Origin of the sequence: Micromonospora sp. DT47 (genome assembly GCF_049844475.1) — a bacterium.
Lineage (GTDB): Bacteria > Actinomycetota > Actinomycetes > Mycobacteriales > Micromonosporaceae > Micromonospora.
The window spans coordinates 36155-50897 of the sequence record NZ_JBNCLC010000020.1; the positions used below are offsets into that span (position 1 = coordinate 36155).

The window sequence follows — 14743 nt, forward strand, 5'->3', positions numbered from 1 at the left end:
GCGGGTCAGTCCCGCTCGGCGCGCTCCACCACGTTGGTCAGCAGCATGGCCCGGGTCATCGGCCCGACGCCGCCGGGCATCGGGACCAGCTTGCCGGCCACCTCGGCCACCTCCGGGTCCACGTCGCCGGTGTAGCGGCCCTTGCCGTCCGGCCCGACGACCCGGGTGATGCCGACGTCGACGACGGTCGCGCCCGGGGTGATCAGGTCGGCGGTGAGCAGTCCGGGGACCCCGGCGGCGACGATGACGATGTCGGCCGCCCGGGTGTGCGAGGCAAGGTCCAGGGTGCCGGTGTGGCAGAGGGTCACGGTGGCGTTCTCGCTGCGCCGGGTGAGCAGCAGGCCCAGCGGACGGCCCACCGTGTTGCCCCGGCCGACCACGGCCACCGTGGCGCCGCGCAGCGCGACGTCGTGCCGGCGGAGCAGCTCGACGATGCCGCGCGGGGTGCAGGGCAGCGGGCCGTCGTAGCCGAGCACGAGCCGGCCCAGGTTGACCGGGTGCAGGCCGTCGGCGTCCTTGTCCGGGTCGATCATCTCCAGCACCCGCTGGGTGTCGAGGTGACCGGGCAGCGGCAGCTGGACGATGTAGCCGTGGCAGGCCGGGTCGGCGTTCAGCTCGGCCAGCATGTCGTCGACCTGCTGCTGGCTGGCGTCGGCGGGCAGCTCGCGGCGGATCGAGGCGATGCCGACCTCGGCGCAGTCGCGGTGCTTGCCGTTGACGTACGCCTGGGAGCCCGGGTCGGCGCCGACCAGGACCGTACCCAGACCCGGGGTGACCCCGCGCTCGGCGAGCGCCTTCACCCGCGTCCGCAGCTCGTCCTTGATCTCCGCCGCGGTCGCCTTGCCGTCCAGGATGGTCGCCGTCACGTCCGCATCGTCTCACGCCGTCGGCCCGGCGATCCGACGACAAGCAATGGTGACGATCCGTTACGTGGGGTTCGTCACGGAGAGTTATCGAGTGTGGATCGCGTCACATGGTGAGGCGGTCAGTCGATCACCAAGCGGCATGGAGCGGACAGTCAGCACCGAACCATCCGGCCGGCCCCGAAGTGGCCGACAGGCCCGGCAAGTCGCCCGGAAAACCGCCGTTGGCCAGCACTAACGCGGCACCCCTCATAGCAGACGGGCCAGGCCGGGACAAGACTGGGGCGGCCCACCTGTTATCCGTTCGCAACGCTCTCGTTGCCGAAACGGCTCCTGACGACCTACCGTTGCCGATTGTTGCGCAGCGTAACCCAACACCCGGGCCTGACTGCGCAGCGTGAGGAGATGAGGAGACTCAATGCGAGTTCGTAGGCTGGCTGCCTGGACCGCCCTCCCGCTCACGGTGACCCTGGGCCTGGTGGCCTGCGGCTCGGGCGGCGACGGCGGATCCGGCGAGAGCGACCCCAACGCGGCCGTGCGGATCGAGATCGCCGAGCCGCAGCACCTGGTGCCGACCAACACCAACGAGACGAGCGGCTCGCAGGTGCTCAGCGCGCTGTTCAGCCCGCTGGTGGAGTATGACGAGGCCAACAAGCCCGTCGAGGTGGCGGCCGGGTCGGTGACGTCGTCGGACAACAAGGTCTGGACGATCAAGCTCAAGGACGGCTACACCTTCCACAACGGCGAGAAGGTCACCGCCCAGAACTACATCGACGCGTGGAACTACGGCGCGTACGGCCCGAACGGCCAGAACTCGAGCTACTTCTTCGAGAAGGTCGCCGGCTACGAGGACCTGCAGGGCGAGAAGCCGAAGGCGAAGACCCTCTCCGGCCTGAAGAAGGTCGACGACTCGACCTTCACCGTGACGCTGGCCCAGCCGTACAGCGAGTTCAAGACGATGCTCGGCTACACGGCCTTCTACCCGATGCCGAAGGCGGCCTTCTCCGCCCCCGGCGTGCTGGCGGAGGGCTACGAGCAGGCGCCGATCGGGCAGGGCCCGTTCAAGATGAAGGGCACCTGGCAGCACGACGCCAAGGTCGAGGTCACGAAGTACGACGCATTCCCCGGCCAGAAGCCGAAGGTGGGCGGCGTCGAGTTCCGGATCTACCAGCAGCCGACGGCCGCGTACGCGGACGTGCTCTCGGACAACCTGGACGTCATCAAGACGATCCCGACCGAGAACCTGTCCACGGCCGGCACCGACCTGGGTGTCCGGTTCCAGCAGAGCCCGGCCTCGTCGCTGCAGGTGCTGGCGTTCCCGACGTTCCAGAAGGAATTCAGCAAGCCCGAGGTCCGCAAGGCCATCTCGATGGCGATCGACCGGGACGAGATCACCAAGTCGATCTTCAAGGACTCGCAGCAGCCGGCCCGCTCCTTCGTCTCGCCGGTCGTCGCGGGCTACCGGGAGAACACCATCGGCGCGGCGGGCGAGTTCGACCCGGCCAAGGCCAAGGCGATGTACCAGGCCGCGGGCGGCCCGAAGAAGATCGAGCTGTCCTACAACGGCGACGGCGGCCACAAGGACTGGGTCGACGCGACCTGCAACCAGCTCAAGGCCAACCTGGGCGTGGAGTGCGTCGGCACCGCCGAGCCCAAGTTCGCGGACCTGCTGACCAAGGTCAAGGCCAAGCAGCCGGTCGGCCTGTTCCGGATGGGCTGGGTCATGGACTACCCGTCCATGGAGAACTACCTCGGCCCGCTGTACAGCAGCAACGGCTCCTCGAACTACTACGGCTACAGCAACCCCGAGTTCGACAAGCTGCTGGCCGAGGGCGCCAAGGCGCCGAACGAGGAAGAGGCGATCAAGAAGTACCAGGCGGCGGAGGACCTCCTGGCCGAGGACATGCCGGTGATCCCGCTCCGGTACGGCCAGAACAACTTCGGGCACTCGACCAAGGTCAAGAACGTGGAGATGGATCTCTTCGACCGGGTCGACCTGCTGAAGATCGAGGCCGTCAAGTAACACCCGCTGGACGGGTCGGGCCACCGCGAGGTGGCCCGACCCGCCACGCTATTCGCCCTTTTTCGGAGAGACTGAACAGTATGTTCCGCTTCATTCTGCGGCGACTGCTCCAGATGGTCCTCGCCTTCTTCGGCACCACCCTGATCGTCTACGCGCTGATGTTCGCCGGTCAGGGCGACCCCATCCAGGCGCTCGCCGGTGAACGCCCGGTCACCGCCGCCCAGCGGGCATACCTGACTGAGAAGTTCCACCTGGACCAGACCGGGGTCGGCGGCTTCTTCTACCGGTACTTCGACTACATCAAGAACCTGCTCCAGGGTGATCTCGGGCAGTCGCTGACCGGCCGCCAGATCGGCGACATCCTCGCCGCCGCCTGGCCGGTCACGGTCAAGCTGGCGCTCATCGCGATGGCCGTGACGATCGTCGTCGGCGTCACCGCCGGCGTGCTCGCCGGCATCCGCCGGGCCAGCATCTTCGACAACTCGACGCTGGTGCTCACCCTGCTGGTGCTCGGCATCCCGACCATCGTGCTCGCCCCGCTGGCGCAGTACTTCCTGGGCGTGAGGTGGCAGCTCTTCCCGCCCACCGCCGGCGCCGAGCCCGACCTGTACGCGCTGCTGCTCCCCGGCATCGTGCTCGGCTCGCTCTCGCTGGCCACCGCGCTGCGGCTGACCCGTACCTCGGTGGCGGAGAACCTGCGCGCCGACTACGTCCGGACCGCCCGGTCCAAGGGCCTGCTGAAGCGACGGATCGTCAGCGTCCACGTGCTGCGCAACTCGCTCATCCCGGTGATCACCTTCCTCGGCGTCGAGCTGGGCAACCTGATGAGCGGCGCGATCATCACGGAGGGCGTGTTCAACATCCCCGGCGTCGGCTTCAACCTCTTCCGCGGCATCCGCACCGAGGACGGCCCGCTGGTGGTGGGCATCGTCAGCGTGCTCGTCGTGGTCTACCTGGTCGCGAACCTGGTGGTGGACGTCCTGTACGCCGTACTCGACCCGAGGATCCGCTATGAGTGACTTCGAAACGGTGGCGGCGACGGAGAACCAGGCGGCGCGGCGCGGCGTGTCCGGCGAGCCCGGGACGCCCAACCAGGTCGGCGCGCCGCACAAGCCGCGCAGCCTGGCCGGCGACGCCTGGCGGGACCTGCGCCGCAACCCGATCTTCTGGATCAGCCTGGCCCTGGTCGTGCTGGCCGCCGCGATGGCCGCCGTACCCTCGCTCTTCACCGCCAACGACCCGCGCGACTGCGTGCTCTCCCGGCAGCACGCCGGGGCCTCCGGCGGGGCCATCTTCGGGTACGACTTCCAGGGCTGCGACACGTACGCCCGGGCCGTCTACGGCGCCCGCGCCTCGCTGCTGGTCGGCGCGGTCTCCGCGCTGCTCACCGGCGTGATCGCGCTGGTCGTCGGGATGCTGGCCGGCTACTTCGGCCGATGGGTCGACGCGGTGCTCTCCCGCGTGATCGACATCGTGCTCGGCATCCCGCTGCTGCTCGCCGCGATCGTGCTGCTCAAGCGGGTGAGCACGAGCAGCGACAACGTGCGGCTGTTCGCGGTGATCTTCGTGCTGGCGGTGCTCGGCTGGACCACCGCGGCCCGGGTGGTGCGCTCCTCGGTGATCATCGCCAAGGAGCAGGACTACGTCGCCGCGGCCCGGATGCTCGGCGCCGGCAACGGCCGGATCATGTGGCGGCACATCCTGCCGAACGCGCTCGCCCCGGCGATCGTGGTGCTCACCATCGCGCTCGGCTCGTTCATCGCCGCCGAGGCGACGCTGAGCTTCCTCGGCATCGGCCTGAAGGCCCCGACCATCTCCTGGGGCATCGACATCGACGCCGGCCGGGTGCACATGCGCGAGTCGGCGACGCCGCTGGTCGTCCCGTCCGCCTTCCTCGCACTGACCGTGCTCGCCTTCATCATGCTGGGCGACGCGATCCGCGACGCCTTCGACCCGAAGCTGCGGTGACACCCATGACCCGGTCCGCTGTCCAGCCGACTCCGGCCTCCCCCACGCCCGAGGGCGGCCACCTGCTCGAGGTCCGGGACCTGCACGTCGAGTTCCGGACCGGCGAGGGCGTGGCCAAGGTGATCAACGGGGTCTCGTTCCACCTGGACGCCGGCGAGACCCTGGCCGTGCTCGGCGAGTCCGGCTCGGGCAAGTCGGTCACCGCCCAGGCGATCATGGGCATCCTGGACACTCCCCCGGCGGTGATCCGGTCCGGCCAGATCCTCTACCGGGGTCGGGATCTGCTGACCCAGCCGGAGGAGCAGCGCCGGCAGGTGCGGGGCAAGGAGATCGCGATCATCTTCCAGGACGCACTCTCCGCGCTGAACCCGGTCTTCCCGGTCGGCTGGCAGATCGGCGAGACGCTGCGCCAGCGGGAGGGGGTGTCCAAGGGCGACGCCCGGCGCCGGGCGATCGAGCTGATGGACCTGGTCGGGATCCCGGCCGCGGCGCGGCGGATCGGCGACTACCCGCACCAGTTCTCGGGCGGCATGCGGCAGCGCGTGATGATCGCGATGGCGCTGGCCATGAACCCGAAGGTGCTGATCGCCGACGAGCCCACCACCGCGCTGGACGTCACCGTGCAGGCCCAGATCATGGATCTGCTGGCCGACCTGCGCCGCGACCTCAACATGGCGATGATCCTGATCACCCACGACCTCGGCGTGGTCGCCGGCGTCGCGGACCGTATCGCGGTCATGTACGCCGGCCGGATCGTCGAGCACGCCGACGTGCGCTCGCTGTACCGGGCGCCGGCCCACCCGTACACCAAGGGGTTGCTGGAGTCGATCCCGCGCCTGGACGTCCGCGGCCAGGAGCTGTCCACGATCAAGGGGCTGCCGCCGAACCTGATGCGGATCCCCTCCGGTTGCCCGTTCCACCCCCGGTGCCCGTACGTGCAGCAGGTCTGCGTGGACGTGGTGCCGCACGACCTGGTCCTCGGTGACGGCCGAACCAGCGCGTGCCACTTCGCGCAGGAGGTCCGTGATGACAGCGCCCGCTAGCCCGACCAAGGTCCGGGGCGAGACGATCCTGTCCGTCGACAACCTGGTCAAGCACTTCCCGATCAGCCAGGGGTTGCTGTTCCAGAGGCAGACCGGCGCGGTCAGGGCCGTCGACGGGGTGAGCTTCGAGCTGCGCCGGGGCGAGACGCTCGGCGTGGTCGGCGAGTCCGGCTGCGGCAAGTCGACCCTGGCCCGGCTGCTGATGCGGCTGGAGACGCCCACGTCGGGTCGGGCCACCCTGGAGGGGAAGGACCTGTTCAAGGCCTCCGGGGCGGAGCTGCGCCGACTGCGCCGCAACATGCAGATGGTCATGCAGGACCCGTACACCTCACTCAACCCGCGGATGACGGTCGGCGACATCATCGGCGAGCCGTTCGAGATCCACCCGGACGCCGCACCGAAGGGCAGCCGGCGGCAGCGGGTGCGGGAGCTGCTGGACGTGGTCGGGCTCAACCCCGAGCACATCAACCGCTACCCGCACCAGTTCTCCGGCGGCCAGCGGCAGCGCATCGGCATCGCCCGGGCGCTCGCCCTGCGCCCCGAGGTGATCGTCTGCGACGAGCCGGTCTCCGCGCTGGACGTCTCCATCCAGGCCCAGGTGATCAACCTGCTGGAGAAGCTCCAGGACGAGTTCGGGCTCTCGTACATCTTCATCGCGCACGACCTGTCGGTGGTCCGGCACATCTCGGACCGGGTCGCGGTGATGTACCTGGGCAGGATCGTGGAGATCGGCACCGAGCACGAGATCTACGAGCGGGCCACCCACCCGTACACCCAGGCGCTGCTCTCGGCGGTGCCGGTGCCGGACCCAGACGCCCGCGGCGACCGGAACATCATCCGGCTCGTCGGCGACGTGCCGTCGCCCGCCGATCCGCCGTCCGGCTGCCGGTTCCGCACCCGATGCTGGAAGGCCCAGGAGATCTGCGCGATCGAGGATCCGCCCACTGTGGCGCGCGCGGCGGACCCCCACCCCTCGGCCTGCCACTTCGCCGAGATACTCCCCACCGCCGCCTGACGACGGGCACCGCTGGTTGATCATGAAGTTGTTACCAGCCGCCTCGGCGTGTCGCGGCAACAACTTCTTGATCGACGGGGGCGGCCGGGGGGCGGGGGATCAGTGGAAGAAGTGGCGGGTGCCGGTGAGGTACATCGTGACGCCGGCCTCCTTGGCGGCGGCGATGACCTCCTCGTCGCGGATGGAGCCGCCGGGCTGGACGATGGCGCGGACGCCGGCCTCGATGAGGATCTGCGGGCCGTCGGCGAACGGGAAGAAGGCGTCCGAGGCGCAGACCGCGCCGCGGGCCCGGTCGGCGCCGGCCCGGCTGACCGCCAGCCGCGCCGAATCGACCCGGTTGACCTGACCCATCCCGACCCCGACGGTGGCACCGCCCCTGGCCAGCAGGATCGCGTTGCTCTTCACCGCGCGCACCGCCCGCCAGGCGAAGGCGAGGTCACGCAGGGTCGCCTCGTCGGCCGCCTCGCCGGTGGCCAGCCGCCAGTTCGCCGGGTCGTCCCCCTCGGCGTCGATCCGGTCCCGCATCTGCACCAGCACGCCACCGGTGACCTGCCGCCACTCGGCCGGCAGCGGAGCGAAGGCCGGGGCGTGCAGCAGCCGGATGTTCTTCTTCGCCTGAAGGACCTCGACGGCGCCGGGCTCGAACTCCGGCGCGACCAGCACCTCGGTGAAGATCTCCGCGACCTGTCGAGCCAGCTCCACGGAGACCGCGCGGTTGACCGCGATCACCCCGCCGTACGCCGACACCGGGTCGCAGGCGTGTGCCTTGCGGTGCGCCTCGGCCACGTCCGCGCCGACCGCGATGCCGCACGGGTTGGCGTGCTTGATGATGGCCACCGCCGGCCGGTCGGCGAAATCGTTCGCGGCCCGCCAGGCGGCGTCCGCGTCGACGTAGTTGTTGTAGGACATCTCCTTGCCGTGCAGCTGCTCCGCCTGGGCGAGCCCGGGCGGGCTGCTCGGGTCGGCGTAGACGGCGGCGTCCTGGTGCGGGTTCTCGCCGTAGCGCAGCACCGCCTGACGGCGCAGCGCCAGGCCGGCGAAGCGCGGCCAGCCGTCCTGCTCGGGGGCCAACGTGGCGGCGAACCACTCGGCGACGGCCACGTCGTACTCGGCGATGTCGGCGAAGGAGCGGGCGGCCAGCGCCCGGCGCTGGGCCAGCGTGAAGCCGCCCTCGCCGAGGGCGGCCAGCAGGGCCGGGTAAGCCGCCGGGTCGGTCACCACGGCGACCGAGGTGTGGTTCTTCGCCGCCGCCCGGACCATCGCCGGGCCACCGATGTCGATCTGCTCGACGCACTCGTCCTGGCTGGCGCCGGAGGCGACGGTGGCCTGGAAGGGGTAGAGGTTGGAGACCAGCAGGTCGATCCCGGCGATGCCGTGCTCGTCAAGCTGGGCCGCGTGCGAGTCCCTGCGCAGGTCGGCGAGGAGACCGCCGTGGATCTTCGGGTGCAGGGTCTTCACCCGGCCGTCGAGGATCTCCGGGAAGCCGGTCACCTGCTCCACCGCGGTCACCGGCACGCCCGCGCCGGAGATCGTCGACGCGGTGCTGCCGGTCGACACGATCTCCACCCCGGCGTCGTGCAGGGCCCGGGCCAGCTCGACCAGACCGGTCTTGTCGTAGACGCTGACCAGGGCCCGCCTGATCGGGCGGCGCTCGTCCTGAGTGGAACTCACGGGACCGTGACCCTTCTTCCGGTGATCGTCCAACCTTCACGGACCAGCCGACCGACCTGCTCGACGAGCTGGCGTCGCTCGGCGTCCTTGATGCGCTCGGTGAGCGTCTCCTCGTCGTCGTCGTCGAGCACCGGCACGGCGACCTGCGCGACGATCGGGCCGGTGTCCATTCCGGCGTCGACGAAGAAGAGGGTTGCCCCGGTGACCCTCACGCCGTAGGCGAGGGCGTCGCGCGGGCCGTGGATGCCCGGGAACGCCGGCAGCAGGGTGTTGTGCGTGTTGAGGTAACGGTCGCCGAAGGCGGCCAGGAACTGCGGCCCGACCAGCTTGAGGAAGCCGGCGGAGATGACCAGGTCGGGCCGGTGCTCCGCGACCCGCGCGGTGAGCGCGCGGTCCCAGTCCTCCCGGCTCGGGTGGTCCTTCACCCGCTCGACGAAGGTCGGCACCCCGGCGGCGGCGGCCCGGTCCAGGCCGGCGATCCCGTCCCGGTCCGCGCCGACCGCGACCACCCGGGCCCCGTACGCGGGGTCGGCGGCGGCGTCCAGCAGCGCCTGGAGGTTGCTGCCGGAACCGGAGACGAGGACGACGAGGCGGGCGACGGACGCGGGCTCGGTCACGCGACCAACCCTAACGGGCAGGTCGGGACGCCCAGCGGGCGGGCAGCGGCGGTTCGGGTGATCTCCCGCATCGCCTGGACGCGATACGCTGCCGGTCGCTCGGTGGCCGGCGTACGCCCGCTGCCGCACCCTTCACCAGTGAGCCGGCACGGACACGTGCCGTCGGACGAGGAGCACGCGCGATGCAGCCCGGTTACCCGAACGCCCCGCAGCAGCAGCCGATCAACAACAACATGACGATGTCCATCGTCGGCATCTTCTTCTTCTGGCCGCTGGCCATCCCCGCGATCATCAACGCCTCCAAGGTCAACCCGCTGCTCCAGCAGGGCGACTACGCGGGCGCGCAGGCGGCGGCGGCCGAGTCGAAGAAGTGGTCCAAGTGGGCGCTGATCATCGGCATCATCGGCTGGGTCATCTCCCTCGTGTGCTGCGTCGCGGGTGGCCTCGCCAGCATGATGGGCTCCGACACCGGCACCTACTGACAGACCATCGACTGAGGAGCATCGCCACATGCAGCCCGGACACCCCGGTCAGGACCCGTACGGTCAGCAGCCCCCGCACGACCCGTACGGCCAGCAGCCCGGCTCCGGGCAACCGTACGGGCAGCCTCAGGATCCGTACGGCCAGCAGCCCCAGCAGCCGTACGGCCAGCAGCCCCAGGCGCCGTACGGCCAGCAGCCGCAGCAGCCGTACGGGCAGCAGCCCCAGGCGCCGTACGGGCAGCAGCCCCAGCAGCCGTACGGCCAGCAGCCCCAGGCGCCGTACGGGCAGCAGCCGCAGCAGCCGTACGGGCAGCAGCCGCACGACCCGTACGGCCAGCAGCCCGGCTCCGGGCAACCGTACGGGCAGCAGCCGCAGCAGCCGTACGGGCAGCCCACCTCGGGGCAGCCGTACGGCCAGCCGGCGTACGGGCAGCCGACGTCCGGCCAGCCCTACGGGCAGCCCTACCAGGACCCGTACGGTCAGCAGCCGTATGGCGCGGCGTCCTACCCGGGCGCCGGCTACCCGATGGCGCAGGGGCAGCAGAACACCCTGGGCCTGGTGTCGATGATCCTCGGCATCGCGTCCATCCCGCTGGTCTGCTGCTACCTGGGCATCCCGCTCGGCATCGCCGCCGTGGTCACCGGCTGGCTGGGCCGGCAGAAGGCGACCCGCGGCGAGGCGGACAACGCCGGCCAGGCCCTCGCCGGCCTGATCTGCGGCGGCGTCGGCCTGCTGCTCGGCATCGTGCAGATCGTGGCGGTCGTGGCGCTGAACATGGACCTGCCCGGCGCCTGACCGATCCGCAGCACGCGAGGGGGCGTCCCGGACCTGGCCGGGCGCCCCTTCGTCGTTCCCGGCCAGGGGCCGCCGCAGGCCCGCGGCGGGCCGCCCCGACCGCCGGCGACGACCGCTCGGCAGGGTGCCAGCGAACGGCCGCGACAACGCGACGATCGGGCCGACAGGCCGCTCGGGTCGGGCGCGGGATCAGCCGCGGGTCGGGCGCGGGTCGGCCGACGGGCGGGCGCGGGGCGGGCGCGCGGCCGTGGCGGGCCGGGCGGTGACCTTGGCGGCGGCGGCCCCGAGCAGGGCGCCGGCCATGACGACGGCGGTGGACACCGCCGCCACCTGCCAGGGCACCGGCCCGATCTCGGCCAGCCGGCCGCCGCCGAGCGGCCCGCCGGAGGCCGCCGCGGCGAGTCCGGCGAGCAGGCCGACCACCGGGCCGGCGAGCGCCGCCGGCCCGAGCAGTGCCGCCCAGCCCAGTTCCGTGCGTTCCTCCGCCGCCGGGCGCAGCAGCCGCCGGGCGAGCAGCCAACCGGCGGCCATGCCGGCCAGCACCGGCACCGCGAGCAGCGGGGCGCCGAGCCCGTCGGCCGGGCCGCTGGGCAGGCCGGCGAGCAACGGTACGGCCGGCAGCGCGCCGACGGAGACCTCGCTGGTGCGTACCGCCGTGCCGGTGCCGACGGCGAAGCCCGGCCCGAGCAGGTAGGCGGTCGACCAGACGGTGGCGTTCGGCGCGTAGGCCAGGCTGATCAGCGTGATGCCGGCCTGCCCGGCCACCCCGGTCCGGTACGCCCCGATCATGTCGGCGGCGTCGCCGCCGCCGGTCGCCACCGCCAGGCCGGCCGCCCCGCCGCCGGCGCCGAGCAGCAGCAGCCCGGCGACCAGGCCGGTCCGGACGCCGTCGCGCAGCACCGCCGGCGCCCGAGCGGCGAGCAGGCCGGCGACGCCGGTGGTGCGGGCCGCTCCGACCAGCGCCGACAGCGTGCCGAAGACCGCGAAGGTGACCCCGGCTCGGACCGGGGAGACCCGCAGCCCGCCGGTGCCGGCCAGCACCGCGGCCAGGGCGCCGAGCAGTGCGTACCCGAGGCCGACCGCAGCGGCGGCGGTGAGCGCCTGCCCCGGCGAGCGGCCCCCGCGGGCGCCGATCGCCCGGCTGGTGTGCACGCCGGCCCGGGTCAGCCGCCAGACCGCGAGGCCGGAGAGGGCCAGCGGGATGAGGCCGAGCGGACCGGCGGAGGTCTGCAACGGCACCCCGTGGCCGAGCAGCCAACCGGCCAGCCCGGCGCGCAGCGCACCGGTGACCGAGGCGGCGTCCTCGCTGAGCTGGGCCAGCCCCAGCACCAGCGCGACCGGCAGGTACGAGGTGAGCGCGGCCCAGCCGGCGGCGACCCCGGCGGCGACGACGAGCGGCGCCCGACCCCGGGACGGCTCCGGCCGGCGGGGTGCGGGCACCCGCGGGCCCGGCATGGCACGGCCGGGTGGCCTCGCGCCGGCACGGACGCCGGCGGGACGGCGGGGCTGATCAGGGGGGACCGGGGACATCGGGTCTACTCTGGCACGCCGCACGAGCGGCGGGTGCCCGGCGGTGCGGCGTGGCACCGGCGAGTTCCGTGATCCACCGGCCCCCGGGCCCGGATCCGGTCTAGCCTCGGCGCAGGGCGCGACCCGAGTCGCGGCCCCGAGCGCTGGGAGGAAGCCGTGAACGCTCCGTACCCGCCACCCCCGCCACCGCCCGCCGCGGGTAGGGACCGCACCACGCTGTGGGGGGTGCTCGGCATCGTCCTCGGCCTGGTGTGCTGCGGCATCCTGGGCATCGTCTTCGGCTACCTGTCGATCCGGGACGCCAAGCGGTACGGCCAGTCGCCGGTGCTCGGCTACCTCGCGATCGCCTTCGGCGTGATCAACATCATCGGCACCGCGATCTGGCGGGCCAGCGGGACGTACCCGCTCTGGAACGACAACTGAGGGGGCCGACCGTCCTCGGTCGACCCCCTCGGTGACTCAGCCGTCCGCTCAGCGGCCGGCTCAGTCATCATCCGTCCGCTCAGCGGCCCGACATGATCTCCCGCATCAGCTTGGCGGTCTCGGTCGGCGTCTTGCCGACCTTGACGCCGACGGCCTCCAGGGCCGCCTGCTTCCCCTCGGCGGTGCCCGCCGAGCCGGAGATGATCGCGCCGGCGTGCCCCATGGTCTTGCCGGGGGGCGCGGTGAAGCCGGCGATGTAGCCGACCACCGGCTTGGTGACGTTGGCCTTGATGAACTCGGCGGCCCGCTCCTCGGCGTCGCCGCCGATCTCGCCGATCATCACGATGGCGTCGGTCTCCGGGTCGGCCTCGAACGCGGCGAGGGCGTCGATGTGGGTGGTCCCGATGATCGGGTCACCGCCGATGCCGACACAGGTCGAGAAGCCGATGTCCCGCAGCTCGTACATCATCTGGTAGGTCAGCGTGCCGCTCTTGCTGACCAGGCCGATCCGGCCGGAGCCGGTGATGTCGGCCGGGATGATGCCGGCGTTGGAGGCGCCCGGCGAGGCGATGCCGGGGCAGTTCGGGCCGATGATCCGGGTCTGCTCACCCCTGTCGACGTTGTACGCCCAGAACGCGGCGGTGTCGTGCACCGGCACGCCCTCGGTGATCACCACCGCCAGCGGGATCGCGGCGTCGATCGCCTCGATCACGGCGCCCTTGGTGAACTGCGGCGGCACGAAGATGACCGTGACGTCGGCCCCGGTCTCCTTCATCGCGTCCGCGACGGAGGCGAAGACCGGCAACTCGGTGCCGTCGAAGTCGACCGTCTGACCCGCCTTGCGCGGGTTGACGCCGCCGACCACGTTGGTGCCGGCGGCGAGCATCCGCCGGGTGTGCTTGGAACCCTCGGAACCGGTCATCCCCTGGACGATGACCTTCGAGTCCTTGGTCAGCCAGATAGCCATCGTCAGACCCCCGCAGCTGCCAGCTCGGCGGCCCGCTCGGCCGCGCCGTCCATGGTGTCGACCCGCTGCACGAGCGGGTTGTTCGCGCCGTCGAGGATCGCCCGACCGGCCTCGGCGTTGTTGCCGTCGAGCCGGACGACGAGCGGCTTGGTGACCTTCTCGCCGCGCTGCTCGAGCAGGGCCAGCGCCTGGATGATGCCGTTGGCGACCTCGTCGCAGGCGGTGATGCCGCCGAAGACGTTGACGAAGATGCTCCTCACCGACGGGTCGGAGAGCACGATCTCCAGGCCGTTGGCCATCACCGCGGCGCTCGCGCCACCGCCGATGTCGAGGAAGTTGGCCGGCTTGACGTTGCCGTGCCGCTCACCCGCGTAGGCGACCACGTCGAGCGTGGACATGACCAGGCCCGCGCCGTTGCCGATGATGCCGACCTCGCCGTCGAGCTTGACGTAGTTGAGGTCCTTCTCCTTGGCGGCCTGCTCCAGCGGGTCCACCGAGGCCTGGTCGACCAGGGCCTCGTGGTCCGGGTGCCGGAAGCCGGCGTTCTCGTCCAGGGTGATCTTGGCGTCCAGCAGCAGCACCTTGCCGTCGCCCGTCTTGGCCAGCGGGTTCACCTCGACCAGCGTGGCGTCCTCGGCGACGAAGGCCTGCCACAGGCCGACCGCGACCTCGACGACCTGGTCGGCGACCTCGGCCGGGAAGCCGGCCGCGGTGACGATCTCGCGGGCTTTCGCCTCGTCGACGCCCTTGACCGCGTCGATCGGGGCCTTGACCACCTTGTCGGGGGTCTCGGCGGCGACCTGCTCGATGTCCATGCCGCCGGCGACGCTGGCGATGCAGAGGAAGGTGCGGTTCGCCCGGTCCAGCAGGTACGAGAAGTAGTACTCCTCGGCCACGTCCGCGGTCACCGTGATCATGACCTTGTGGACGGTGTGACCCTTGATGTCCATGCCGAGGATGTCGGTGGCCCGGGCCACCGCCTCATCCGGGCCCTCGGCCAGCTTGACGCCGCCGGCCTTGCCTCGACCGCCGACCTTCACCTGCGCCTTGACGACCACCCGACCGCCGAGGCGTTCGGCGATCGCGCGGGCCTCCTCCGGGGTAGTGGCGACGCCGCCGGCGAGCACGGGCAACCCGTGCCGCTCGAACAGGTCCCGCCCCTGGTACTCGTACAGGTCCACGATTGCGCGTCCCGTCCCGTCTCCGCGGCGCGCCGTCGCGCCGCCACCAGCGTTGTGGAAACTCCGTTGACGCCTGTCATCAGTTGACACAGGCCGTTGGCCGCAGCCTAGCGAGGTGGGCACCGGGGGCAACCGAGCGGGTGCGCGGTGTGCGGTAATGCACA

General features: G+C 71.7%; 14 protein-coding genes. 8 read left to right on the forward strand and 6 right to left on the reverse strand.

Annotation, left to right across the window (positions count from 1 at the left end; genetic code table 11):
- Positions 1-5 precede the first annotated feature (5 nt).
- A complete protein-coding gene (locus ACLQ2U_RS24710) occupies positions 6-866 on the reverse strand; it encodes a bifunctional methylenetetrahydrofolate dehydrogenase/methenyltetrahydrofolate cyclohydrolase (protein ID WP_425753142.1) in 861 nt (286 codons plus the stop codon).
- A 415-nt stretch (positions 867-1281) separates the two neighbouring features.
- On the opposite strand from ACLQ2U_RS24710, the gene ACLQ2U_RS24715 reads away from it, so the two are divergent.
- The 5 genes from ACLQ2U_RS24715 (at position 1282) to ACLQ2U_RS24735 (ending at position 6912) form a co-directional block, all read left to right on the forward strand.
- Positions 1282-2886 (forward strand): peptide ABC transporter substrate-binding protein, encoded by a 1605-nt coding sequence (locus ACLQ2U_RS24715; RefSeq protein WP_425753143.1) that lies wholly within the window; start codon positions 1282-1284, stop codon positions 2884-2886.
- Between the two features lie 80 nt (positions 2887-2966).
- Positions 2967-3905 carry an ABC transporter permease gene (locus ACLQ2U_RS24720; RefSeq protein WP_425753145.1) on the forward strand — a complete coding sequence of 313 codons (939 nt, stop codon included), beginning with the start codon at positions 2967-2969 and terminating at the stop codon, positions 3903-3905.
- The gene (locus ACLQ2U_RS24725; protein ID WP_425753146.1) at positions 3898-4854 is read left to right on the forward strand and encodes an ABC transporter permease; all 957 of its coding nucleotides are present in this window, start codon (positions 3898-3900) and stop codon (positions 4852-4854) included. Before ACLQ2U_RS24720 ends, ACLQ2U_RS24725 begins: the two co-directional genes overlap by 8 nt.
- Positions 4855-4859: 5 nt before the next feature.
- The gene (locus ACLQ2U_RS24730; protein WP_425753147.1) at positions 4860-5897 is read left to right on the forward strand and encodes an ABC transporter ATP-binding protein; all 1038 of its coding nucleotides are present in this window, start codon (positions 4860-4862) and stop codon (positions 5895-5897) included.
- Positions 5881-6912 carry an ABC transporter ATP-binding protein gene (locus tag ACLQ2U_RS24735; protein ID WP_425753149.1) on the forward strand — a complete coding sequence of 344 codons (1032 nt, stop codon included), beginning with the start codon at positions 5881-5883 and terminating at the stop codon, positions 6910-6912. The genes ACLQ2U_RS24730 and ACLQ2U_RS24735 overlap by 17 nt, the downstream gene beginning before the upstream one ends.
- Positions 6913-7011: 99 nt before the next feature.
- On the opposite strand, the gene purH is transcribed toward ACLQ2U_RS24735, so the two are convergent.
- Together purH and purN are read right to left on the reverse strand one after the other, a co-directional pair.
- The gene (gene purH / locus ACLQ2U_RS24740) at positions 7012-8583 is read right to left on the reverse strand and encodes a bifunctional phosphoribosylaminoimidazolecarboxamide formyltransferase/IMP cyclohydrolase (protein WP_425753150.1); all 1572 of its coding nucleotides are present in this window, start codon (positions 8581-8583) and stop codon (positions 7012-7014) included.
- Positions 8580-9200, reverse strand: coding sequence for a phosphoribosylglycinamide formyltransferase (gene purN, locus ACLQ2U_RS24745; protein WP_425753151.1), 621 nt, complete (start codon positions 9198-9200; stop codon positions 8580-8582). The genes purH and purN overlap by 4 nt, the downstream gene beginning before the upstream one ends.
- Before the next feature lie 182 nt (positions 9201-9382).
- Between purN and ACLQ2U_RS24750 the strand changes: the two genes are divergently transcribed.
- Both ACLQ2U_RS24750 and ACLQ2U_RS24755 read left to right on the forward strand, forming a co-directional pair.
- Positions 9383-9682, forward strand: coding sequence for a CD225/dispanin family protein (locus tag ACLQ2U_RS24750; RefSeq protein WP_425753152.1), 300 nt, complete (start codon positions 9383-9385; stop codon positions 9680-9682).
- Between the two features lie 28 nt (positions 9683-9710).
- Positions 9711-10478, forward strand: coding sequence for a DUF4190 domain-containing protein (locus ACLQ2U_RS24755; RefSeq protein WP_425753153.1), 768 nt, complete (start codon positions 9711-9713; stop codon positions 10476-10478).
- Positions 10479-10667: 189 nt separating this feature from the next.
- On the opposite strand, the gene ACLQ2U_RS24760 is transcribed toward ACLQ2U_RS24755, so the two are convergent.
- The gene (locus ACLQ2U_RS24760; RefSeq protein WP_425753154.1) at positions 10668-12008 is read right to left on the reverse strand and encodes a DUF6350 family protein; all 1341 of its coding nucleotides are present in this window, start codon (positions 12006-12008) and stop codon (positions 10668-10670) included.
- 156 nt (positions 12009-12164) lie between these two features.
- Here ACLQ2U_RS24760 and ACLQ2U_RS24765 point away from each other — a divergent pair, with 156 nt between their 5' ends.
- Positions 12165-12431 carry a DUF4190 domain-containing protein gene (locus tag ACLQ2U_RS24765; RefSeq protein ID WP_425753155.1) on the forward strand — a complete coding sequence of 89 codons (267 nt, stop codon included), beginning with the start codon at positions 12165-12167 and terminating at the stop codon, positions 12429-12431.
- Between the two features lie 79 nt (positions 12432-12510).
- Here ACLQ2U_RS24765 and sucD read toward each other — a convergent pair whose 3' ends face one another.
- Together sucD and sucC are read right to left on the reverse strand one after the other, a co-directional pair.
- On the reverse strand, positions 12511-13398 hold the full coding sequence (gene sucD / locus ACLQ2U_RS24770) for a succinate--CoA ligase subunit alpha (RefSeq protein ID WP_425753156.1): 888 nt from the start codon (positions 13396-13398) through the stop codon (positions 12511-12513).
- Between the two features lie 2 nt (positions 13399-13400).
- Positions 13401-14579, reverse strand: a complete 1179-nt coding sequence (gene sucC / locus ACLQ2U_RS24775) for an ADP-forming succinate--CoA ligase subunit beta (protein WP_425753157.1) — start codon at positions 14577-14579, stop codon at positions 13401-13403.
- Positions 14580-14743 lie beyond the last annotated feature (164 nt).